This is a genomic window from Ruegeria sp. AN11, assembly GCF_056536005.1.
The window spans coordinates 1,894,843-1,915,395 of the sequence record NZ_JBQFJD010000001.1 but is presented as its reverse complement, the minus strand read 5'-3'; the positions used below and the strand labels follow the sequence as shown (position 1 = coordinate 1,915,395).

At 61.7% G+C, this 20,553-nt stretch carries 20 protein-coding genes; 14 read left to right on the top strand and 6 right to left on the bottom strand.

What is annotated here, in order from left to right; genetic code table 11:
• Nucleotides 1-34: 34 nt before the first annotated feature.
• Nucleotides 35-895 carry an alpha/beta hydrolase gene (locus tag ACR3EQ_RS09440; protein WP_170613224.1) on the top strand — a complete coding sequence of 287 codons (861 nt, stop codon included), beginning with the start codon at nucleotides 35-37 and terminating at the stop codon, nucleotides 893-895.
• Between the two features lie 2 nt (nucleotides 896-897).
• Here the strand turns inward: ACR3EQ_RS09440 and ACR3EQ_RS09435 are convergent, their stop codons facing one another.
• Nucleotides 898-1,770, bottom strand: coding sequence for an S-methyl-5'-thioadenosine phosphorylase (locus ACR3EQ_RS09435; protein ID WP_480490462.1), 873 nt, complete (start codon nucleotides 1,768-1,770; stop codon nucleotides 898-900).
• Between the two features lie 220 nt (nucleotides 1,771-1,990).
• Between ACR3EQ_RS09435 and ACR3EQ_RS09430 the strand changes: the two genes are divergently transcribed.
• Entirely contained in the window at nucleotides 1,991-3,625 is a 1,635-nt protein-coding gene (locus tag ACR3EQ_RS09430) for a SulP family inorganic anion transporter (protein ID WP_480490460.1), read from the top strand.
• 139 nt (nucleotides 3,626-3,764) lie between these two features.
• Here ACR3EQ_RS09430 and ACR3EQ_RS09425 read toward each other — a convergent pair whose 3' ends face one another.
• Complete coding sequence (locus tag ACR3EQ_RS09425; RefSeq protein WP_170613218.1) at nucleotides 3,765-4,370, bottom strand: flavin reductase family protein; 606 nt, start codon at nucleotides 4,368-4,370, stop codon at nucleotides 3,765-3,767.
• Between the two features lie 73 nt (nucleotides 4,371-4,443).
• Here ACR3EQ_RS09425 and ACR3EQ_RS09420 point away from each other — a divergent pair, with 73 nt between their 5' ends.
• From ACR3EQ_RS09420 to ACR3EQ_RS09400, 5 genes are all read left to right on the top strand, one after another.
• The gene (locus ACR3EQ_RS09420; protein ID WP_170613216.1) at nucleotides 4,444-4,938 is read left to right on the top strand and encodes a GNAT family N-acetyltransferase; all 495 of its coding nucleotides are present in this window, start codon (nucleotides 4,444-4,446) and stop codon (nucleotides 4,936-4,938) included.
• 53 nt (nucleotides 4,939-4,991) lie between these two features.
• The gene (locus ACR3EQ_RS09415) at nucleotides 4,992-5,738 is read left to right on the top strand and encodes an EcsC family protein (protein ID WP_170613214.1); all 747 of its coding nucleotides are present in this window, start codon (nucleotides 4,992-4,994) and stop codon (nucleotides 5,736-5,738) included.
• A 128-nt stretch (nucleotides 5,739-5,866) separates the two neighbouring features.
• Entirely contained in the window at nucleotides 5,867-6,352 is a 486-nt protein-coding gene (locus ACR3EQ_RS09410; protein ID WP_170816798.1) for an NUDIX hydrolase, read from the top strand.
• A 51-nt stretch (nucleotides 6,353-6,403) separates the two neighbouring features.
• Nucleotides 6,404-6,859 (top strand): DUF1178 family protein, encoded by a 456-nt coding sequence (locus tag ACR3EQ_RS09405; RefSeq protein ID WP_480490458.1) that lies wholly within the window; start codon nucleotides 6,404-6,406, stop codon nucleotides 6,857-6,859.
• 3 nt (nucleotides 6,860-6,862) lie between these two features.
• Complete coding sequence (locus ACR3EQ_RS09400; RefSeq protein WP_170613208.1) at nucleotides 6,863-7,501, top strand: SDR family oxidoreductase; 639 nt, start codon at nucleotides 6,863-6,865, stop codon at nucleotides 7,499-7,501.
• On the opposite strand, the gene ACR3EQ_RS09395 is transcribed toward ACR3EQ_RS09400, so the two are convergent.
• Nucleotides 7,495-7,851 carry a hypothetical protein gene (locus tag ACR3EQ_RS09395; RefSeq protein WP_170613206.1) on the bottom strand — a complete coding sequence of 119 codons (357 nt, stop codon included), beginning with the start codon at nucleotides 7,849-7,851 and terminating at the stop codon, nucleotides 7,495-7,497. The genes ACR3EQ_RS09400 and ACR3EQ_RS09395 overlap by 7 nt on opposite strands.
• A gap of 166 nt (nucleotides 7,852-8,017) precedes the next feature.
• Between ACR3EQ_RS09395 and ACR3EQ_RS09390 the strand changes: the two genes are divergently transcribed.
• The 6 genes from ACR3EQ_RS09390 (at nucleotide 8,018) to ACR3EQ_RS09365 (ending at nucleotide 16,799) form a co-directional block, all read left to right on the top strand.
• On the top strand, nucleotides 8,018-9,256 hold the full coding sequence (locus ACR3EQ_RS09390) for an aspartate kinase (protein WP_170613204.1): 1,239 nt from the start codon (nucleotides 8,018-8,020) through the stop codon (nucleotides 9,254-9,256).
• 46 nt (nucleotides 9,257-9,302) lie between these two features.
• The gene (ptsP, locus tag ACR3EQ_RS09385) at nucleotides 9,303-11,546 is read left to right on the top strand and encodes a phosphoenolpyruvate--protein phosphotransferase (RefSeq protein ID WP_170613202.1); all 2,244 of its coding nucleotides are present in this window, start codon (nucleotides 9,303-9,305) and stop codon (nucleotides 11,544-11,546) included.
• Nucleotides 11,547-11,665: 119 nt separating this feature from the next.
• Nucleotides 11,666-13,111: a glucose-6-phosphate dehydrogenase gene (gene zwf / locus ACR3EQ_RS09380; protein WP_170613200.1), complete on the top strand. Its 1,446-nt coding sequence runs from the start codon at nucleotides 11,666-11,668 to the stop codon at nucleotides 13,109-13,111.
• Between the two features lie 2 nt (nucleotides 13,112-13,113).
• Entirely contained in the window at nucleotides 13,114-14,919 is a 1,806-nt protein-coding gene (gene edd, locus ACR3EQ_RS09375; protein WP_480490456.1) for a phosphogluconate dehydratase, read from the top strand.
• A gap of 3 nt (nucleotides 14,920-14,922) precedes the next feature.
• Nucleotides 14,923-15,558: a bifunctional 4-hydroxy-2-oxoglutarate aldolase/2-dehydro-3-deoxy-phosphogluconate aldolase gene (locus ACR3EQ_RS09370; protein ID WP_480490454.1), complete on the top strand. Its 636-nt coding sequence runs from the start codon at nucleotides 14,923-14,925 to the stop codon at nucleotides 15,556-15,558.
• Nucleotides 15,559-15,608: 50 nt separating this feature from the next.
• Nucleotides 15,609-16,799: an aminotransferase class V-fold PLP-dependent enzyme gene (locus tag ACR3EQ_RS09365; protein WP_170613195.1), complete on the top strand. Its 1,191-nt coding sequence runs from the start codon at nucleotides 15,609-15,611 to the stop codon at nucleotides 16,797-16,799.
• Between the two features lie 70 nt (nucleotides 16,800-16,869).
• On the opposite strand, the gene ACR3EQ_RS09360 is transcribed toward ACR3EQ_RS09365, so the two are convergent.
• The gene (locus tag ACR3EQ_RS09360; RefSeq protein ID WP_480491758.1) at nucleotides 16,870-17,985 is read right to left on the bottom strand and encodes a pyridoxal phosphate-dependent aminotransferase; all 1,116 of its coding nucleotides are present in this window, start codon (nucleotides 17,983-17,985) and stop codon (nucleotides 16,870-16,872) included.
• A 127-nt stretch (nucleotides 17,986-18,112) separates the two neighbouring features.
• On the opposite strand from ACR3EQ_RS09360, the gene ACR3EQ_RS09355 reads away from it, so the two are divergent.
• Nucleotides 18,113-18,895 (top strand): crotonase/enoyl-CoA hydratase family protein, encoded by a 783-nt coding sequence (locus ACR3EQ_RS09355; protein WP_170613193.1) that lies wholly within the window; start codon nucleotides 18,113-18,115, stop codon nucleotides 18,893-18,895.
• On the opposite strand, the gene ACR3EQ_RS09350 is transcribed toward ACR3EQ_RS09355, so the two are convergent.
• Together ACR3EQ_RS09350 and ACR3EQ_RS09345 are read right to left on the bottom strand one after the other, a co-directional pair.
• A complete protein-coding gene (locus ACR3EQ_RS09350; RefSeq protein WP_480490451.1) occupies nucleotides 18,896-19,228 on the bottom strand; it encodes a DnaJ family domain-containing protein in 333 nt (110 codons plus the stop codon). It abuts the gene before it with no gap.
• 39 nt (nucleotides 19,229-19,267) lie between these two features.
• Entirely contained in the window at nucleotides 19,268-20,428 is a 1,161-nt protein-coding gene (locus ACR3EQ_RS09345) for a benzoate/H(+) symporter BenE family transporter (RefSeq protein WP_170613189.1), read from the bottom strand.
• Nucleotides 20,429-20,553 lie beyond the last annotated feature (125 nt).

The following is a 20,553-nucleotide window of genomic DNA, read 5'->3' as shown; positions in this document are numbered from 1 at the left end:
ACCTGTCATGCAAGCCTGAGTGTCGGAGGGGCCAATGGTACAGACGCAACACGCAAAACCGGATGCAAAAGCTGCTGTACCGGGTATCGCCCGGATCCGGCGCGCATTGACCGGGCTCGTTCTGGCCGGGGCCGTTCTGTATATCGGCGCGGTCAGCTACATGTACCTCAACCAGAAGTCACTGCTGTTCAAGCCCGAGGGCGAACTGCCCGAACCTGCTGCGATCGGGCTGGCGGATGTCGATGTGATCTCGCTGCCGATGTCCTACGGCACGGTATTGACGGCCTGGTCCGCGCCTTCGGCCATAGACGACGCGCCGACCGTTTTGTTCTTTCATGGTCAGTCCGGGAATCTTGGTGACCGGTCCGAACGGTTTCGCGAAATCCTGAACAGCGGATACGGGCTGCTTGCGCCCAGCTATCGCGGGTTTCCCGGAAGCGGGGGCGAGCCATCCGAACAGGTGCTGATTTCCGACGGGGTGCACCTGTTCGACAGGCTGAGCAGCGCTGGCGAGACCGTTGTCCTGCACGGCCAAAGCCTTGGAACCGGGGTCGCGGCCGCGGTGGCCGAACAGCGCCCGGATGCCAGACTGCTCGTGCTTGAGGCGCCGTTTACCGCAACGGTCGACGTCGCGGCCGAGCGGTATCCCTGGTTGCCGGTCTCAACCCTGATGAAAGATCAATTCGCGACGCGGGACATCATCGACGATGTTGCCGTGCCGACCCTGATCTTCCACGGCACGATGGACGAAACCATCCCGCTGCATCATGCTGAAGCATTGGCGGCTCTGGCCGGGGATACGGCGCAGCTTCATGTGATCCCCGACGGTACGCATAACGATCTCTGGTCGCGCGGCCTTTGGGACGTGGTCGAACAGAGCCTGACAAAAAACTGACGTCAGAGGACCCGCCCGGCGACCGCATCCAGTTTGGCAAGCAACACAGGGTCGCGCTTTTCCGGTGCGGTCAGAATCGCAAACTCCAGCGCCCGGTCGCAGCCATGCGGGCAGGGCGCACGCTCGGCCCCTAGCAAGGCCGGCAACCCCTTGACCAGCGCGCGGCCCTTTTCGGCATTGCCGGTCAGGGTGGCGATAATCGTGGTCACGTCAACCTCGCCGTGATCGGGATGCCAGCTGTCGTAGTCCGTGACCATGGCAACGGATGCGTAACAAAGCTCGGCCTCGCGGGCCAGTTTGGCCTCGGGCATGTTGGTCATGCCGATGACATCACAGCCCCAGTGCTTGCGATACATCTTCGATTCCGCCAGCGAGGAGAACTGCGGCCCCTCCATCGCCAGATAGGTGCCGCCGCGATGCACGGTGATGCCAGCCGATTTGCCTGCGGTCTCGCACGCATCGCCCAGACGCGGGCAGGTGGGATGGGCAACGCTGACATGGGCCACGCAGCCGGTTCCGAAAAAGCTCTTCTCGCGCGCAAAAGTTCGGTCAATGAACTGATCTACAATAACAAAATCGCCGGGTGCCATGTGTTCGCGAAACGAACCGCAGGCCGAAACCGAGATCACATCCGTCACACCCAGCCGCTTGAGCGCGTCGATATTGGCGCGATAGGGCACCTCGGTCGGCGAATGCACATGCCCCCGTCCGTGCCGGGGCAGGAACGCCATCTTGATCCCCTCAAGAGATCCGGTCAGAATCTGGTCCGACGGTGCCCCCCATGGCGTTTCGACACTGACCCATTGTGCATTTTCCAGCCCGTCAATGTCATAAATGCCCGATCCGCCAATGACGGCAATCTTTGTCTGGGTCACGTCGTTTCTCCGATCCAAAATTTCTTTCCTGAAATTTCTGAGGCGCCAGCGGCCATTTGACAAGTGGTTTCAACCGATTGTGCGCCTGACCCTGTGGACCGTGATCTCGCTATGTGCTCAGCGCATGGCAGGTTCCCGCCAGATGCTGTACCTCGCGGGGGAAATGGCGGGTACAAAGGCGCGCTTCGCGCGAGCCAATCAAAACCGACAGGACCGTCCAATGCCCCGAGCCTTGCTGGCAAGTTTTGCCAATCGCCTTGCCATACCCGATCTGCGCTGGATGCCGGACGAAGGCTTCACCCTGTCGCGTATCCGGATCGAGCTGCTTTCGGGGCTGACCGTCGCCCTGGCACTGGTGCCCGAGGCCGTGGCTTTTGCCTTCGTTGCTGGCGTACACCCCCTGGTCGGATTGTACGCCGCGTTCCTTGTCGGTCTGATCACCGCTCTGATCGGCGGCCGCCCCGGCATGATCTCGGGTGCAACCGGCGCTCTGGCCGTGGTCATGGTCGCGCTGGTGGCGGAGCACGGGGTCGAGTACCTGTTCGCCACAGTTGTTCTGATGGGTATCCTGCAGGTCATTGCGGGGGCGATGCATTGGGGGCGGTTTATCCGGCTGGTGCCGCATCCGGTGATGCTGGGCTTCGTGAACGGACTGGCGATTGTGATTTTTCTGGCCCAGATGGGGCAGTTCAAGGTGCCGGGAACCATGGAAAACACCGGTCACGGCATGGGCGGCGGTGAATGGCTGTCGGGCATGCAACTTTATACCATGCTGGGTCTTGTTGTTTTGACCATGGCGGTCATCTGGGTAATGCCACGTATCACGCGTATTGTGCCGGCCCCGCTGGCTGGCATCGTGGTTGTCGCCGCGCTGGTGATCGGCTTTGGGCTGGACGTGCCGCGCGTCGGCGATCTGGCCTCGATTGAAGGCAGCTTGCCCGCCTTCCACATCCCGATGGTGCCGTTGAACTGGGAAACCTTCGAGATCATTCTGCCTTATGCAGTCATTCTGGCGGCGATCGGATTGATCGAATCTCTTCTGACCCTGAACCTCGTGGGCGAGATAACCGGCAAGCGCGGCGGCGCCTCGCAGGAATGTATCGCGCAGGGCGCAGCCAATGTCGTGACCGGTTTCTTCGGCGGCATGGGCGGCTGTGCAATGATCGGCCAGTCGATGATCAACGTGAAATCCGGAGGGCGCACACGTGTCGCGGGGATCGCGGCCGCCCTGTTCCTGCTGGTGTTCATTCTGTTTGCCGCCCCCCTGATCGAACAGATCCCGCTGGCGGCACTGGTGGGTGTGATGTTCATGGTCGTGATCGGCACCTTTGCGTGGAACTCGTTCAACATCATGCGCAAAGTGCCTCTGACAGACGCGTTTGTGATCGTACTGGTTACTGTCGTGACAGTGATGGAGGACCTTGCGGTCGCCGTTGTCGTCGGCGTGATTGTCTCGGCGCTGGCCTATGCCTGGAACAACGCCAAACGCATCCATGCGGTCACCCGCGATTCCGAGACTGAAAAAGGCGCCAAGGTCTATGAAATTCAGGGGCCGCTTTTCTTTGGGTCGTCGGAAGGCTTCCTTGAAATCTTCGACGTGCAGAACGACCCCGAAACCGTGATTATCGATTTCGCCGCCAGCCGGGTTGTGGATCAGTCCGCCTTGCAGGCCATCGAGAATATCGCGGCCAAATACGAGGCGGCAGACAAGCGGGTCATGCTGCGCCACCTGAGCCGGGATTGCCACAAACTGCTCAACAAAGCCGGACATCTGATGGTCGATAGCGACGACGACCCGGATTACGAACTGGCGGTCGACTATTCGGTTCGTACCGGTATATTGGGCGGCCACTGATTTTTGCGAGGCTCTGCCTCGCGCTCCGGGATATTTGGGGCCAGATGAATGAAGGATCCGTTTCTTCACCTGGCCGAAAATATCCCGGGGGAGTCGCGGCTTGCCGCGGCGGGGGCAGCGCCCCCCTTTGTGTGCGGCCTCAATCGTCCGGGCGTTCGAGCGCGAACAGCTCAGTAACAACCGAGTAGTCCCGATAACCAAGACGGGCCAGCGGTTTGAACGAGGTGACGTCAAATCGCCCGTCGCGGATATGCGCGTCATCGAGATGAACACCGATGACTTCTCCGAACACCACCCGGTTGGCCTCTCCGGGCAGGGTCACGATCTTTGTCAATCGGCATTCCAGAGCCGCAGGCGCGCCCTTGATCCGGGCGCAGGGGATGGTTTCACACTCGATCGGTGTCAGCCCGGCATGGGCGAATTCGTCAATTTCCTTCGGCAGACCTGCCGAACTGGCATTCATGGCATCCTGATCGGCATGCGCCACAACGTTCACGCAGAAAACGCCGGTGGCCTCGATATTGGCAATACTGTCCTTGCCGCCGTCCTGATCGTGCTTGGTGCCGGTAGTGGCAAACATTACCTGAGGCGGCGTGTACGCGACCCCGTTGAAGAAGGAATAGGGCGCTAGATTGTTGATCCCATCCGCATCGCGCGTCGAAATCCAGCCGATCGGGCGGGGGGTGATGATGGCGTTGAAGGGGTTGTGCGGCAGGCCGTGGCCGTCTTCGGGGCGATAGAACATCAAGGTCTCCAAGCGTTTGCCCAAGGCGTATCGAAGTGCTAGGGCGAATTCCAGCAAGGAAAAGAGGGCGCGCGTGCAGCAATTCAAGATCAGGCCGGAACAGCCGGATGACTGGTGGGAGGTCGAGGCGCTTTATGACCTGTGCTTTGCACCCGGTCGTGAGGCTCTGTCTTCCTATCGTCTGCGCGATGATGTGCCACCGGTGGCGGGCCTGTCGCTTGTTGCCCGCGACGGGCAGGGTATTCTGGCCGGTGCGATCCGGTTCTGGCCGGTCCATGTCGGCGATCATGATGCATTGTTGCTGGGTCCAGTGGCGGTTCACCCGACCCATCAGGGCGAGGGTCTTGGCGGTTTCCTGATCCACCAGGGGTTGCAGGCCGGGCGCGAGAAAGGCTGGGCGCGGGTCATGCTGGTGGGGGACGCGCCCTATTACTCGCGGTTTGGTTTTTCGCTGCTGAAGCATGTGGAAATGCCGCCGCCAACAAATCCTGACCGTGTTTTGGGGCTGGAACTTGTGCCCGGAAAATGGGGCGGGGTGCAGGGCCTCGTATCACGCTGGACCCGCTGAACTATTGAAACGGCCCTGCTGAATGCCGATCTTTCTGACTGAGGAGGAGGCAGATGCAGAACGTGGTTCTTGTTGAAGAACTGGATGCCGACGCTGAACTGGATCGGCTTGCAGGGCATTACCGGTCCGCCGGTGGCGCGGGGGTGAAACTGCTTAATGCGCTTGGCGGATCAGCAGAATCTCTGCTGGATCAGTTGCCTGAGCCCGTGCGTCTGGGTCTGACCGGCGCGACGGAGCAGGCGCTTTGGATTGCCATGCATGCCGCAGAAGGATCGCGCCGGGCGATACCCGACCAGCAACCTTGGGTGAATACCGTCGTCAGCACGGCCATGGGAGCGGCAGGTGGTATGGGCGGTCTGTCGACGGCCCTGATGGAGTTGCCCGCAACAACGGCCATGCTGCTGCGCGCCATTCAGGGGGCCGCTGCCCGCGAAGGATTTGATCCGTCCGAGGAAGGTGTGAAATTCGATTGCGTCCGGGTCCTGTCTGCCGCAGGGCCCCTTTCAGATGATGACGGGGCTGATCTGGGGTTCTATTCCGTGCGCTTGACGTTGACCGGACCGGCCATGCAGCGCCTGATCGCGGCGGTTGCACCGCGCCTGTCGGTGGTTCTGGGCCAGAAACTGGCGGCCCAGTCCATTCCGGTTCTGGGTGCTTTGGCCGGAGGCAGCACGAACTATGTCTATTCCCGTTACTATCAACAGATTGCCCGTGTCCATTTCGGATTGCGCCGACTGGCGGTGGATGCTGACATCCCGCATGACGAACTTGTGCGCCGCTTGGCTTCGCGAATGAAATAACGCCCGACTTTTGCAGCCCCGCTTGGTAAGTACCGCATCATGTGGTATGTTTACCCTCAGCAGACCCAAAATAAGAGCAGAAATTCGGTCTGAAAAACAGGCGTTAATACCATTTGAAAGGCGGTAGCGTGAACAACGCGAAGCATTCGCCAACTTCTCGGCGCAAGGCCGGGGCTTGTCCTGTCCATTCACAGGCGGCAGCACTGTGCTACCGGATCCATCAAAACCGGCCCGAGATCCTTTTAATCACCACCCGCCGCTCCGGGCGCTGGATCATACCCAGAGGCTGGCCAATCCTGGGGCTCAGCCCGTCAGAAACCGCCGAGCGGGAGGCGTGGGAAGAAGCGGGCGCTGTCGGTCGGTGCGACAAAAAGGCGATGGGGCGGTATACTTACATCAAGCACCGTTCCAAGAAACGGACACTTTTGTGCGAAGTTGATGTGTTCGCGATGCTGGTAAGCTCACTGGCTTCGGATTTCCCGGAAAGCGACGAGCGTAAGCGGGAATGGTGCGTTCCGGAAAAGGCAGCTTTAAGGGTCAATTCGCCGGAACTTTCCGTATTGTTGCGAGATTTTGGGCAATATCCCTGCCAACTTCTGGCCGGAAGGGCTTGATATTACGGTATTGGTCGGTATCTATTTTGTAACACGTATTTTGGGCGAAACATGATTCAGTACGCATTGAAATGCAACAACGGCCATACATTTGAAAGTTGGTTTCAATCGGCCGCCGCCTACGACAAACTTGCAGCTGCGGGCATGGTGACATGCGCGGTTTGCGGGTGTGTGCAGGTGGAAAAGGCGATCATGACCCCCCGTGTCCGGCCCGCCCGCAATGCCGTGGCGCGCCCGGAATCCGCGCCGGCCGAGCCCGCGCCGATCAATGTTGCAAAACCATCGCTTGAGATCGAAAAGATCCTGACGCAACTGCGCCGCCAGGTGGAAGAGAATTCGGATTACGTCGGTAAGGATTTCGCATCCGAGGCCCGCAAGATTCACCTGGGCGAAGCGCCCGACCGTGCCATTTATGGCGAGGCCAAGGCGGAAGAGGCCAAAGCCCTGATCGAAGACGGTGTTCCGGTCGCCCCGCTGCCATTTGTTCCCAGCCGAAAGACGAACTGACCCGTGCGGGTTGTTATCACCGGGGCCAACCGCGGTATTGGAAAGGCTCTGGCCGACAGGTACCGGAACAGGGGTGATGACGTCATCGGAACCGCGCGCGATGACAGTGCGCAGATTAAGCTGGACGTCGCAGAACCCGCTCACCACGCTGCCATGGCTGAACGGCTGATTGGTCAACCTGTTGATCTGCTGATCTGCAATGCAGGCGTCTATCTCGACAAAGGACACGGCATCGAAGAATACCCGGCAGACATGTGGGCGCAGACATTCGCGACCAATGTCACCGGCGTCTTTCTGACGGTCCAGTCCCTGTTGCCGAACCTGCGTGCGGCCAAAGGCAGGATCGCAATTCTGTCCTCGCAAATGGCTTCGCACACGCGCGCGCCCGGTGGCAGCTATATCTATCGTGCATCCAAGGCCGCTGCGCTGAATTTGGGGCGGAATCTGGCGGCAGATCTGCAGGGTGAGGGCATTGCCGTCGGCATCTATCACCCCGGCTGGGTGCAGACCGATATGGGTGGCTCGGCGGCCGCCATCACCGTGGATCAGGCCGTTGAGGGCCTGATCGAACGTTTCGACACGCTGAACCTGGACAGTTCAGGGTGTTTTGAAACCTATGACGGTCAGGCGCACCCTTACTGAGTGGCCAGTGCCGCCTTGGGAATCTCGTAAACCTCGCCGGGATCGATGAAGATCACCATCATGTCGCCACGCGTTTCGGAGGTTATTTTCGATGTCGAGCTGCTGGATTCCGGCTCGCCATTGGTGAAATAGATTTGCCGCACTTCGCCGGTGCTCAGTTGAACGGCCAGTGTCGCGGTTCCATCGTCGCGGCGACGCAGCTCGGCGTTGCACGAGCGCAGAGGTTCACCGGCAATGGCGGCGCAGGGAACGGTGCCCAATGCGTTCTTGCCATCGGTTCCGGCCAGTGTCGCGGATTGTGCAAGAGCGGACGAGGACAAAAGGGCAAAGGCAGCAGCAAGACGGTACATGAAAAAACCTCGTGAAGGATGTGTCAGACGCAGGCTGGCACCGCAGGAACCCATTGTAAAGTCGGCCTGCGCGCCAATCAGGACATCTTTGCGCCCTTGCCCTTGCGCCCCCCCTCGCTTATGAGGCTCGGGACCAGAAATAAAAGGCGCGGAGACACCTGCCCCCATGCCCGTACTCGTGATGAAATTCGGTGGCACTTCGGTTGCCAATCTCGACCGCATCCGCCGCGCGGCCAAGCGCGTGGGCGTTGAAGTAGCAAAGGGCTATGACGTGATCGTCATTGTCTCGGCCATGTCGGGCAAGACCAACGAACTGGTGGGCTGGGTCGACGAAACATCGCCGTTGTACGACGCGCGCGAATATGATGCGGTCGTATCTTCAGGGGAAAACGTTACTGCTGGCCTTATGGCGCTGACACTGCAGGAAATGGACGTGCCCGCGCGCAGCTGGCAGGGCTGGCAGGTTCCGCTGCTGACCACAAGCGCACACAGCCAGGCCCGGATCGAAGACATTCCGACCGGCAACATCAACCAGAAATTCGCCGAAGGCATGAAAGTTGCCGTGGTCGCGGGCTTTCAGGGCATCAGCCCCGAGGGTCGGATCACCACGCTGGGCCGGGGTGGTTCGGACACCACGGCAGTGGCCTTTGCCGCAGCCTTCGATGCCGAACGCTGCGACATTTATACGGACGTGGACGGGGTTTACACCACGGATCCGCGCATCTGTGAAAAAGCGCGCAAGCTGGACCGGATCGCGTTCGAAGAGATGCTGGAACTTGCCTCGCTGGGGGCGAAGGTCTTGCAGACCCGTTCGGTCGAACTGGCCATGCGTTACAAGGTGAAACTGCGCGTTCTTTCAAGTTTCGAAGAACAATCCGACGAGGCCGGCACTCTGGTCTGCGACGAGGAGGATATCATGGAATCCAATGTTGTGGCCGGTGTGGCCTATTCCCGCGACGAAGCCAAAATGACCGTGGTGTCCGTGGCCGACCGCCCCGGCATCGCCACGACCATCTTCACCGCGCTCAGCGACGAAGGCGTGAATGTCGACATGATCGTTCAGAACATTTCGGACGAAGGCCGGACCGACATGACGTTCTCTTGCCCGACCGACCAGGTTGCCCGCGCCGAAAAGGCATTGCATGCCATCAAGGAAAAGGGCGAGCTGAACTACGCCGAGCTGGTCACCGACAATGACGTCTGCAAGGTATCGGTTGTCGGTATCGGTATGCGTTCGCAATCGGGTGTGGCAGCGAAAATGTTCAAGGTACTCTCGGATGAGGGGATCAACATTAAGGTCATTACAACCTCCGAGATCAAGATTTCTGTTCTGGTCGACCGGAAATACATGGAACTTGCTGTTCAGGCACTGCATGATGCCTTTGAACTGGACAAGGCGGCCTGAGCATTTCAGCCAAGGGTTTTGCCTGACACCGTAAATTGGTTTGGCCATGGCGGACGGCACCGAAACTGAATCCCGCAAGCTGCTGGGGCGGCTGCGCGAAGAAATGGCGAGCGAGGCCGCCGGTCAGGAACGTCTTGACCGGATCACGCATCTGATCGCCGACAGTATCCGTGCCGAGGTCTGCTCGATCTACCTGTTCCGCGATCAGGAAACGCTGGAGCTGTGCGCCACCGAAGGGTTGTCGCCCGAGGCGGTACACAAGACCCGCATGCGCATGGGCGAAGGTCTGGTGGGCCGGGTGGCGAAGTCGGGCAAGGTGGTCAACACTGCAAACGCCCCTTCGGCGAAGGGCTTCCGCTACATGCCAGAAACGGGTGAAGAGCGGTTTTCGTCCTTCCTGGGCGTTCCGGTGCAAAGGCTTGGCGAAAAACTGGGCGTGCTGGTCGTACAATCACGCGAGGCGCGCGAGTTTTCCGCCGACGAGATTTATGCGCTGGAAGTGGTCGCAATGGTTCTGGCCGAGATGGCCGAGCTTGGCGCCTTTGTCGGCGAGGGCGCGGCCCTGTCGCCGCTGCACCAGCAATCGGTCCAGCTGACCGGTGGTCCGGCGCAGGAAGGATCGGCCGAAGGCCATGTCTGGCTGCATGAACCGCGCGTTGTCGTGACAAACCCGATCGCGGACGACCCCCACCGCGAACGCGAGCGCCTGACCGAAGCGGTCGATGAATTGCGGGTGGGCGTCGACAAGATGCTCGAAATCTCGCAGGGCGGCGACAAGGAACAGTTGCAGGTTTTGGAAGCCTATCGCATGTTTGCCAACTCCAAGGGCTGGATGCGTCGGATGGAGGAAGACATCGCCCGCGGTCTCAGCGCCGAAGCTGCGGTAGAAAAGGAACAGTCTCAGGCCCGCGCGCGGATGGAGCAGGTGACAGACCCGTACCTGCGCGAACGGCTGGCGGACCTTGACGATCTCAGCAATCGGCTGCTGCGCATTCTGACCGGGCAGGGCAACACCAACGGGGCGGACCTGCCGCCCGATCCGATCCTGATTGCCCGCAATATCGGTCCAGGCGATCTTCTGGAATACGGGCGGTCGCTGAAAGGCATCGTTCTCGAGGAAGGCTCCGTCGGCAGCCACGCCACCATCGTCGCCCGGGCACTGGCGATTCCGCTTGTGGTGCATGTTGGTCGCATCACGACCGAGGCCCTGAACGGAGACCACATTCTGGTCGACGGCGACAACGGCGTCGTGCATCTGCGCCCCGAAGACACAGTAGTCAGCGCCTTCCGCGACAAGATCGCCATGCAGGCCAAGGCGCAGGAACGCTATGCCTCGATTCGCGATACCCCGACCGTTACCCGCGATGGAGAGCGGATCCATCTGGTGATGAACGCGGGCCTGATGGCCGACCTGCCGTCGCTGGGTAATTCCGGGGCCGAAGGCGTGGGCCTGTTCCGGACCGAGCTGCAATTCCTGATCCGCAACCAGATGCCCAAACGATCGGAGCTGGTGACGCAATATCAGCGTGTGCTGGATGCGGCGGGGGAAAAGCGCGTTGTGTTCCGCACGCTGGATATCGGGTCCGACAAGGTTCTGCCTTACATGAAGCACGTGGCCGAACCGAACCCGGCTTTGGGTTGGCGTGCGATCCGCGTGGGTCTGGACAAGCGCGGCGTGATGCGCATGCAGCTGCAGGCGCTGCTGCGCGCCGCCAACGGCCGCCCGCTGACCATCATGTTCCCGTTCGTGGCGCAGGCCGACGAATTCCGCGAAGCCCGCTGGGAGGTCAACAAGACCATCGAGCGGGAAAAACGTCTGGGCCATGTCCTGCCTGAGACGCTTGAAGTGGGCGCGATGCTTGAAACGCCGTCGCTGGCCTTCGCCCCGCAAAAATTCTTTGACGAGGTCGATTTCATTTCGATCGGCGGCAACGACCTGAAACAGTTCTTCTTTGCGGCCGACCGCGAAAACGAACTGGTGCGCCGCCGTTATGACACGCTGAACGTCAGCTTCCTCAGCTTCATCGAACGTATTGTCGAGCGTTGCAACATCTCGAACACACCGCTCAGTTTCTGCGGTGAGGACGCCGGGCGCCCGGTCGAGGCGCTGTGCCTTGCGGCCATGGGCATCCGGTCGCTGTCGATGCGTCCGGCCTCGATCGGCCCGGTCAAAAGCGTTCTGCTGCGGGCAAACCTGCAGGAAGTGCGCAAAATCATCGCCGATGCCCGGCATCGCGGCGAACAGTCGGTGCGGCCCTCGGTTATGGAATGGTTGCGAAATCAGGGTTGATCTTTGCGCCTGCTTTGCCTATTCACCTCACGAGTGTTAGCGATAACATAACCTACGATACCGGTATTGCAGCGATCTGGTGCTAAGGTGATCCGAATGTGTTCTGAAGGAGCCCGGTCATGGTTTCACGCGTAATTCCCGTCAACCCGTTCGACCTTGTGCTGTTTGGTGCATCAGGCGATCTGGCGCAGCGCAAGATCCTTCCGGGCCTGTATCACCGTTTCGAAGTCGGGCAGATGCCGGACGAGGCGCGGATCATCGGCACCGCCCGCACGGAAATGGACAGCGACGGTTTCCGCGATCAGGTGCGCGCATCGATGCAGGAATTCGCGCCGGAGTTCAAAGCAGAAACGCTGGATCGTTTCCTCGAGCGGGTGGAATACGTGCCAGTCGACGCGCTGGGCGAAAAGGGCTGGGACAAGCTGGGCAAGGTCCTGCGCGACGATGTTGTCCGGGCGTTCTATCTGTCGGTGGGCCCCAGCCTGTTTGCCGGGATTGCGCAGCGGCTGCAGGATAACGGCCTGGCCACACCGGACAGCCGTATCGTGGTGGAAAAACCCTTTGGCCACGATCTGGCCTCGGCCCGCGCCCTGAATGAGGGGCTGCGCGCCTGTTTCGAGGAACATCAGATCTATCGGATCGACCATTATCTGGGCAAGGAAACCGTGCAGAACCTGATGGCTCTGCGCTTTGCCAATTCCCTGTTCGAGCCGCTTTGGAACTCTACCCATATAGATCACGTTCAGATCACCGTGGCCGAAACGGTAGGGGTCGAGGGGCGCGGTGCGTACTACGATCAGTCCGGCGCCATGCGTGACATGATCCAGAACCACCTGGTCCAGCTTCTGTGCCTGACGGCGATGGAGCCGCCTTCGAAATTCTCACCCAATTCGGTACGTGACGAAAAGGTCAAGGTGATCGAGGCGCTGGAACCCGTCGCACCGGCCGACATTGCCCGCGGTCAATACCGGGCGGTTCATGGCAAAGGCGGCTATGTCGATCATGTCGGCAACCCCGCCAGCCGCACCGAAAGCTTCATCGCGCTGAAGGTCCATCTGGGCAACTGGCGCTGGGCGGGCGTGCCGTTCTATCTGCGCACCGGGAAACGCCTGCGCGCCCGTGAATCCGAGATCGCGGTATTTTTCCGTGACCCGCCACACACGATTTTCCCCAATGTCGGTCACTTGCGCGGCAACGTATTGGTGATCCGCCTGCAACCGGACGAAGGTATCACCCTGCGTACCACCATCAAGGATCCCGGTCCGGGCGGTTTCCGCCTGTCGGATGTGGCGCTGGACATGAGCTTTGCTGACGCCCTGGGCGCCGAAGCACAAGCGCCGGACGCGTACGAGCGTCTGGTGATGGACGTCATCCGAGGCGACCAGACCCTGTTCATGCGCGGGGACGAAGCCGAGGCCGCCTGGGCCTGGGTCGACCCGATCATTCAGGGCTGGGAAAACCGCGGTGACCGCCCGGCGCGTTACGATCAGGGCAGCTCTGGCCCCGAGGAAGCATTGATGCTGATGCATCGCGATGGCCGCCGCTGGCGTCAGATCGGAGGTTAAACATGGTTAACTCTGTCATCACCGATGTCACCCAACGGATCATTGACCGCAGCGCCCCCTTGCGCGGCCCGCATCTGGATCGGATGGAGCAGGCAAGATCAAAGGGCCCGGCCCGCGCACATCTGTCCTGCAGCGGTCAGGCCCACGCCTATGCGGGCGCGGGACCGGATCAACAGGCCATGGTCACCGGAACCGCTGGAAATTTGGGGATCGTTACCGCCTATAACGACATGCTTTCCGCCCATCAGCCGTTCGAACGCTACCCGGCCCTGATCCGCGACGCGATCCGCGCAGCGGGTGGCACGGCGCAGGTCGCGGGCGGTGTACCGGCCATGTGCGACGGCGTCACGCAGGGCGAGGCCGGAATGGAGCTGTCGCTATTTTCCCGCGATGTCATCGCGCTGGCCACAGGTGTGGCCCTCAGCCACAACACGTTTGACGCAGCCGTCTTTCTGGGTGTTTGTGACAAGATCGTCCCCGGTCTGGTGATCGGTGCGCAGTCATTCGGCCACCTGCCGGCGGTCTTCCTGCCAGCCGGTCCCATGACCAGCGGGTTGCCCAACGACGAAAAAGCCAAGGTCCGCCAACAATTCGCCGCCGGCGAGGTCGGGCGCGATGCGCTCATGGCCGCTGAGATCGCCGCCTATCACGGCCCCGGCACCTGCACCTTCTATGGCACCGCCAACACCAACCAGATGCTGATGGAGTTCATGGGCCTGCATCTGCCGGGCTCCAGCTTCGTCAATCCCAACACACCCTTGCGCGACGCCCTGACCGAAGAAGGCGCCCGTCGCGCCCTGTCGCTGAGTGCGTTGGGCAACAACTACACGCCGGTCTATCAGATCCTGGACGAGCGCGCCTTTGTGAACGGCATCGTCGGGTTGATGGCCACCGGCGGCTCGACCAACCTGCTGATCCATCTGATCGCGATGGCGCGGGCAGGCGGTATCGTTTTGGATTGGCAGGATTTTTCCGACATTTCCGCCGTCGTTCCCCTGGTTGCGCGGGTCTATCCAAACGGTCTGGCCGACGTGAACCATTTCCACGCCGCAGGCGGTCTGGGCTATTGCATCGGAACCCTGTTGGAAGACGGCCTGCTGCATCCCGATACGCTGACCGTTGCGGGGCAGGGCCTGCACAACTACACGAAAGAACCCAAGCTGGTCGGTGGCGAACTGATCTGGGAAGACGGCGCGGGCCACAGCCTGAACGAAAAGATCGTGCGCCCGGCCAAAGACCCGTTCCAGCCCACTGGCGGCCTGTCCCGCCTGACCGGCAATCTGGGTACTGCCGTCATGAAGGTCTCCGCCGTCGCCCCCGAACATCAGGTGGTCGAGGCTCCGGTCCGCGTGTTCCACGATCAGGACGAGGTCAAAGCCGCCTTCAAGGCCGGAGAATTCACCGGTGACGTCATTGTCGTCGTCCGCTTTCAGGGTCCAAAGGCCAACGGCATGCCCGAACTGCACTCGCTGACGCCGATCCTGTCGATCCTGCAGGGCAGGGGACAAAAGGTGGCGCTGGTCACCGATGGCCGCATGTCCGGTGCGTCCGGCAAAGTCCCCGCTGCGATCCATGTCTGCCCCGAGGCGCTGGATGGCGGTGCCATCGCGTATCTGCAGGACGGCGACCTGCTGCGCGTCGACGCAGTGAAGGGGGAGTTGGAGATTCTGACGCCCGGCGTTCTGGACCGCACACCAGTCACCGCGGACCTTTCGGCCAACCAACACGGCACCGGGCGGGACCTGTTTACGGCGTTCCGCGGCAACGTCGGCTCAGCCGATGCTGGCGCCAGTATTTTCGGAGCCTGAGCCATGACATCCAAAACCCAACGTACCCGCGAAATCTGCGCCCTGGCACCCATTATCCCGGTACTTGTGATCGACGATGCGGCACAGGCCCGCCCGCTGGCCGAAGCGCTCGTGGCCGGTGGTCTGCCCGCGCTCGAGGTTACCTTGCGTACGCCTGCCGCGTTGGACGCCATCCGCGCCATGGCGCAGGTGCCCGGCGGTGTTGTTGGCGCGGGTACGCTGGTCACACCCGATGACGTTCGTGCGGCGAAAGAAGCGGGCGCGCAGTTCGGCGTCTCGCCCGGTGCAACCGACGCCCTGATTGCCGCCTGCGAGGCCGAGGGCCTGCCCCTGCTGCCCGGCGCGGCCACTGCCAGCGAAGCGATGCGCCTGCTGGAACAGGGCTATGACATGCTGAAATTCTTCCCGGCCGAGGCCTCGGGCGGCGCGCCTGCGCTGAAGGCCATCGGTGCGCCCCTGCCGCAGATCAGCTTCTGCCCGACCGGTGGCGTCTCGCCCGCGAATGCGCGCGATTACCTGTCGCTGTCCAACGTTGTCTGCGCTGGCGGCAGTTGGGTTGCGCCAAAGCAAATGGTGCTGAATGGCGACTGGCCCGGCATCGAGTCACTTGCGCGCGAGGCCTCGCAACTGGTGGATTGACGCGGCCGCAACCTGCGTTAGGTTAGGCGCCAATTCAGGCAAGGCGACCCATGACACAGCAAGTTTCCCTCGCGCGGGGGCGCGAATATCTGGCCATCCCCGGCCCCTCGGTCATGCCCGATGCGGTGCTGCAGGCCATGCATCGCCCATCGCCCAATATCTACGACGGCGAACTGATCGACATGATGCCGGCGCTGACCGCCGACCTGCGCCGCGTCGCGCGCACGCAGCATGACGTGGCCATCTATATCGCCAACGGCCACGGCACGTGGGAGGCCGCACTGTCCAATGTGATCGCACCGGGAGAAACCGTTCTGGCCCCTGCGTCGGGCCGGTTTACCCATGGCTGGGCCGAAATGGCCGAGGGCATCGGAGCGCAGGTCGACCTGATCGATTTCGGAACCGCCTCGTCGTGGGATTTTGACCGCATCGCCGAAGCTCTACACGCCGATAAAGAACACCGCTACAAGGCGGTGCTGGCGGTTCATGTCGATACCTCCAGTTCGGTGCGCAACGACATCCCGGCCCTTCGCGCTCTGCTGGACGAACTTGACCACCCCGCGCTGCTTATGGCCGATTGCATCGCCTCGCTGGGCTGCGAACGGTTCGAGATGGATCACTGGGGGGTCGATGTCATGGTCACGGCCTGCCAGAAGGGCCTGATGACCCCCGCCGGTACGGGCTTTGTTTTCTTCAATGACAAAGCACAGGCCAAACGCGCAGCCATGCCTCGCGTGTCGCAATACTGGGACTGGCAGCCGCGCGCCAATCCCGACCTGTTCTACCAGTATTTCAACGGCACTGCGCCGACGCATCACCTTTACGGCCTGCGCGCCGCGCTGGACCTGATCCATGCCGAAGGGCTCGACCAGGTGTGGGTCCGCCACGAACGCCTTTCACAGGCGATCTGGAGCGCTTGTGAGATTTGGGCGCAGGGCGGTGCGCTGCAGCTCAATGTCGCCGACCGCGCCTTTCGCAGCCACGCCGTCACGGCCCTGCGCCTGACCGACGGTCAGGGCACGACGCTGCGCAGCTTTACCGAGCGAGAGCTGGGTTTGACCTTGGGAATCGGTCTGGGGATGGAGGACTGGGACGGCTGTTTCCGGCTTGGCCACATGGGCCATGTGAACGCTCAGATGGTTATGGCGATGCTGGGCGGAATGGAAACCGCCATGGCCGCCCTGAATATCCCGCGCGGCAAAGGGGCGCTCGAAGCTGCGGCAGCAACGCTGGCGGGCTAGTCCGAAAAGAACCGTCTTTTCAATTGGCTGACAATATCCCCGGGGGGAATCGCGCCCCGGGCACAGCGTTTCAGCCGGGTTCCGCCCTTGCCGCTGCAAGCGCCCCGGGCAGCGCGGCCGCAAAGGCGTCCAGATCGGCCTTCGCACCGCAACTAATGCGAATGCAACGGTTCTGTGGTGCGGCAAAGGGCATCCGCACAAAGATACCCTGCGCCACCAGCGCATCCAGAACCGCTTTGGCAAAAACCCCATCCCGCCCGCAATCGATGGCAACAAAATTGGTGGCCGATGGCAGGGGCACCAACCCGTTCTCCCGCGCGATCGCGCCAATCCTGTCGCGCGCCTCGGCAATCCGCCCCTGAACGTTGAACAGCCATGCGTCGTCCCGCAACGCCGCCAGCGCCCCGGCTTGCGCCGCCCGGTTCATTCCGAAATGATTGCGCACCTTGTTGAAGGCTGCAATCAGCCCTGGTGCTGCAATGGCGTACCCGACCCGTGCCCCGGCCATTCCATACCCCTTGGAAAAAGTCCGCATCCGGATCACGCGCGGATCATCCGCCGCGACCGGCGCTGCCGTTGCTTCCGGTGCGCATTCGACATAGGCCTCGTCAAGCACCAGCAGGCAGCCATTGGGCAATTCGTCCAGCGCGGTCACGATATCGGCACCCGCATGCCAGCTTCCCATCGGATTGTCGGGATTGGCCAGGTAGACCAGCTTGGCATCCACTTCTGCCGCCTTGGCAAACAGCGCCACCGGATCTTCTTGATCCTTTGCATAAGGCACCTTGTGAAGCACGCCGCCAAAGCCTGCGACATGGTAATTGAAGGTCGGATAGGCCCCGTCCGAGGTCACAACCGCATCCCCGGGCTCGACAAGCAGCCGAACCAGATAGCCCAATAGCCCGTCGATCCCTTCACCCACCACGACATTCTTCACGGACACGGCATGATGATCGGCGAGGGCATGGCGCAGATCGTGGTTTTCGGGATCGCCATACATCCAGATCTCGCTCGCGGCGCGTTGCATCGCCTCAATGGCGCAGGGCGAGGGACCAAACACGCTCTCATTCGCGCCCAGTCGGGCCACGAACGGCGCACCGCGGTCACGCTCCTGCGTTTCGGGCCCGACAAACGGGACGGTGGCGGGCAGGGATCGGGCAAGCGGGGTGTAGCGCGGATCAGTCATATGCGCAGATAAGCGCAGGGCGGCGGGTTGGGCAAGCATCAGGTCAGATGATCTGCCCTCACGTCGTGGTGGAACTGGCCATGCCTTTCAGGGCATGATCGGCGAAACAGGATCTGGGAGGCCTCGCATGGCGCGCGTATCCGTCGAATATAAAGACCACATTGCCCACGTCACGCTGACCCGGGGCGACAAGATGAACGCGCTGGACGATGCGATGATTAAAGCCATCCTGGCCGCCGGTCAGGAAGTCGCGGCCTCGGACGCAAGGGCCGTTGTTCTGTCGGGCGAAGGCAAAAGCTTCTGTGCAGGTCTCGACATGGCAAGCTTTGCCAAGATGGCCCATATGGACCCGACCGAATGGCTGATGACGCGCAGCCACCATGACGCCAACGAGATGCAGGAGCTTGCGCTGATCTGGCGGCGGGTGCCGGTGCCGGTGATCTGCGCCATTCAGGGCGTGGCCTATGGCGGCGGTCTGCAAATCGCTCTGGGCGCGGATATCCGTATCGCCCATCCCGAAAGCAAGCTGGCCGTGATGGAGATGAAATGGGGCATTATCCCCGACATGGGCGGGATGGTCCTGTTGCCGCAACTTGTCCGCTCGGACGTGTTGCGCCTGCTGACCTATACAGCCCGCCCCATCGGCGCCCAGCAAGCCGCCGATTGGGGGCTTGTTACCAGACTGTCGGATGATCCAATGACCGAGGCGCTGGCTCTGGCCGAAAATATCGCGGGCAAAAGCCCCTCGGCCATCCGTGCCGCCAAGCGACTGATCGAAGTGGCCGAATGCAAGGCCCGCGCAGAGGTGCTGATGGAGGAATCGGCGGAACAGGTGGAACTGATCGGCAAACCGGATCAGATCGAGGTCATCTCGGCCCAGATGCAGGGCCGCAAGCCCGAGTTCAAGTGATCACCGCATGAACGCCCGGCGCGCATCACGGGCCATGTTGTAACGCATCTCAAGATCGGCGATGCGCGCCATGGCCGCTTTTCGGTCTGCGGCATCGGTCAGACCGGCATAGACCTGTCGGGCCGCGTCCAGTTCATTCCTGAGGCTGAATTCTTCGGGCAGCACACCGGCCTGCGCCATGATCCGGTGCCCGGCCGCAATGGCCGGATCGCTCTGGGCCTCGGTCGAACGATCGGGCAAGGGCTGACCTTCGCCGTTCAGCCCCTCTAGCTGACCTTCCGCCTGCGCCTTTTTGATCTGGCGTTCCACCAGTTTTCCAAGTGATCCAAGCATCGCAGGATTATACGCGACCATTGATGCAGACGAAAGCGTTCACCGGGTCCGTTTCGTAACCAGATAAGCAATGCCGCCTGCCGCCAGTCCCCAGACCGCCGCGCCCAAGCCGAACACGGTGATACCGGAAGCAGTGATTGCAAATGTCAGGATCGCCGCTTCCCGTTCGGCAGGAACTTCCAGCGCCGCAGAGGTCGCGTTTGCCATGACACCGATCAACGCTATCCCGGTCAATGTTCCCATCAGCAACGGGTCGGCATGGGCGGCAAACCCGGTGATCGCCACGGCAAAAATGCCGAACAGACAGTAGAATAAGCCTGCCATGACCGCGGACCAGTAGCGCAGGTCCCGGTCTGGATGGCTGTCCTCGTTCGAACACATGGCGGCGGTGATGGCGGCCAGACAGGTGGCAGGGGCTCCGAATGGCGCGGACAGAATGCTGGCCCCGCCGACGGCCGAGAACAGCCTGCTAGCTTCGGGTGCATAACCAAAACTGCGCATCACCGCGATGCCGGGGATATTCTGCGTGGCCATGGTCACGATGAACAGCGGAAGCCCGATGCCTATGGCAGAGGCCACCGAGAATGTCGGCATTGTCCAGACCGGCGCGGCGACCAGATGTTCAGGTCGAACCGGGCTGTCTCCGGCATTCAGGACGACGAGGGCCGCCGCCGCAACCGCGGCCGGCACCGCGATCAACCGATTGATCCGGCCGGCGACAAACCACGTTACGATGACCGGCAATGCCTGCCAGGGCAGCTCAACCGCCGCCTTGAATGGCACAATACACAGCGGCAGCAGAACCCCGCCCAGCATGGCCTGAGCCAGCGTTGTCGGGATCGCAGCCGCCAACCGCCCCAAAGGACGCCACAGGCCTGCCAGAACGGTCAGCGCTCCGGCGCACAGAAACGCGCCGACAGCCCCTGAAAAACCGGCGGCAGGGGTGGCAGAAACCGCCAGCAAAGCAGCGCCGGGTGTTGACCAGGCCACGCTTATCGGCTGCCGATACCAGAGGCTGAGGACTATGGCTGCCAGCCCCATTGCAACCGCAGCCATCATCAGGCCGGACGCAGCCTCAGTTGCCGAGGCACCCATGGCGGCAAGGCCCTGTAAAACAATCGGGAATGAGCTGAAAAACCCAACCACCGCCACCACCAGGCCGGTCGAAATCGTCTGCACGGGGGGATGGGAATGCGCCATTTCTGCCTCGGGGTTGTTTGGGCAAATTGCTAACAATTGCAAGCAGTCGGGAACAAGGGGAAAGCCGTGTCACCAAAAGAAAACCCCGCCGACAGGTGGCGGGGTTCGGGATTTGAGTATTTGGG

What these genes read in the sequence shown, in the direction of transcription:
- edd (WP_480490456.1), top strand. Translation starts at nt 13,114, where the DNA reads ATGGTTAACTCTGTCATCACCGATGTCACCCAACGGATCATTGACCGC.
- zwf (WP_170613200.1), top strand. Translation starts at nt 11,666, where the DNA reads ATGGTTTCACGCGTAATTCCCGTCAACCCGTTCGACCTTGTGCTGTTT.
- ACR3EQ_RS09365 (WP_170613195.1), top strand. Translation starts at nt 15,609, where the DNA reads ATGACACAGCAAGTTTCCCTCGCGCGGGGGCGCGAATATCTGGCCATC.
- ACR3EQ_RS09345 (WP_170613189.1), bottom strand. Translation starts at nt 20,428, where the DNA reads ATGGCGCATTCCCATCCCCCCGTGCAGACGATTTCGACCGGCCTGGTG.
- ACR3EQ_RS09350 (WP_480490451.1), bottom strand. Translation starts at nt 19,228, where the DNA reads ATGCTTGGATCACTTGGAAAACTGGTGGAACGCCAGATCAAAAAGGCG.
- ACR3EQ_RS09395 (WP_170613206.1), bottom strand. Translation starts at nt 7,851, where the DNA reads ATGTACCGTCTTGCTGCTGCCTTTGCCCTTTTGTCCTCGTCCGCTCTT.
- ACR3EQ_RS09390 (WP_170613204.1), top strand. Translation starts at nt 8,018, where the DNA reads ATGCCCGTACTCGTGATGAAATTCGGTGGCACTTCGGTTGCCAATCTC.
- ACR3EQ_RS09425 (WP_170613218.1), bottom strand. Translation starts at nt 4,370, where the DNA reads ATGTTCTATCGCCCCGAAGACGGCCACGGCCTGCCGCACAACCCCTTC.
- ACR3EQ_RS09370 (WP_480490454.1), top strand. Translation starts at nt 14,923, where the DNA reads ATGACATCCAAAACCCAACGTACCCGCGAAATCTGCGCCCTGGCACCC.
- ACR3EQ_RS09355 (WP_170613193.1), top strand. Translation starts at nt 18,113, where the DNA reads ATGGCGCGCGTATCCGTCGAATATAAAGACCACATTGCCCACGTCACG.
- ACR3EQ_RS09430 (WP_480490460.1), top strand. Translation starts at nt 1,991, where the DNA reads ATGCCCCGAGCCTTGCTGGCAAGTTTTGCCAATCGCCTTGCCATACCC.
- ACR3EQ_RS09440 (WP_170613224.1), top strand. Translation starts at nt 35, where the DNA reads ATGGTACAGACGCAACACGCAAAACCGGATGCAAAAGCTGCTGTACCG.
- ACR3EQ_RS09360 (WP_480491758.1), bottom strand. Translation starts at nt 17,985, where the DNA reads ATGACTGATCCGCGCTACACCCCGCTTGCCCGATCCCTGCCCGCCACC.
- ACR3EQ_RS09415 (WP_170613214.1), top strand. Translation starts at nt 4,992, where the DNA reads ATGCAGAACGTGGTTCTTGTTGAAGAACTGGATGCCGACGCTGAACTG.
- ACR3EQ_RS09405 (WP_480490458.1), top strand. Translation starts at nt 6,404, where the DNA reads ATGATTCAGTACGCATTGAAATGCAACAACGGCCATACATTTGAAAGT.
- ptsP (WP_170613202.1), top strand. Translation starts at nt 9,303, where the DNA reads ATGGCGGACGGCACCGAAACTGAATCCCGCAAGCTGCTGGGGCGGCTG.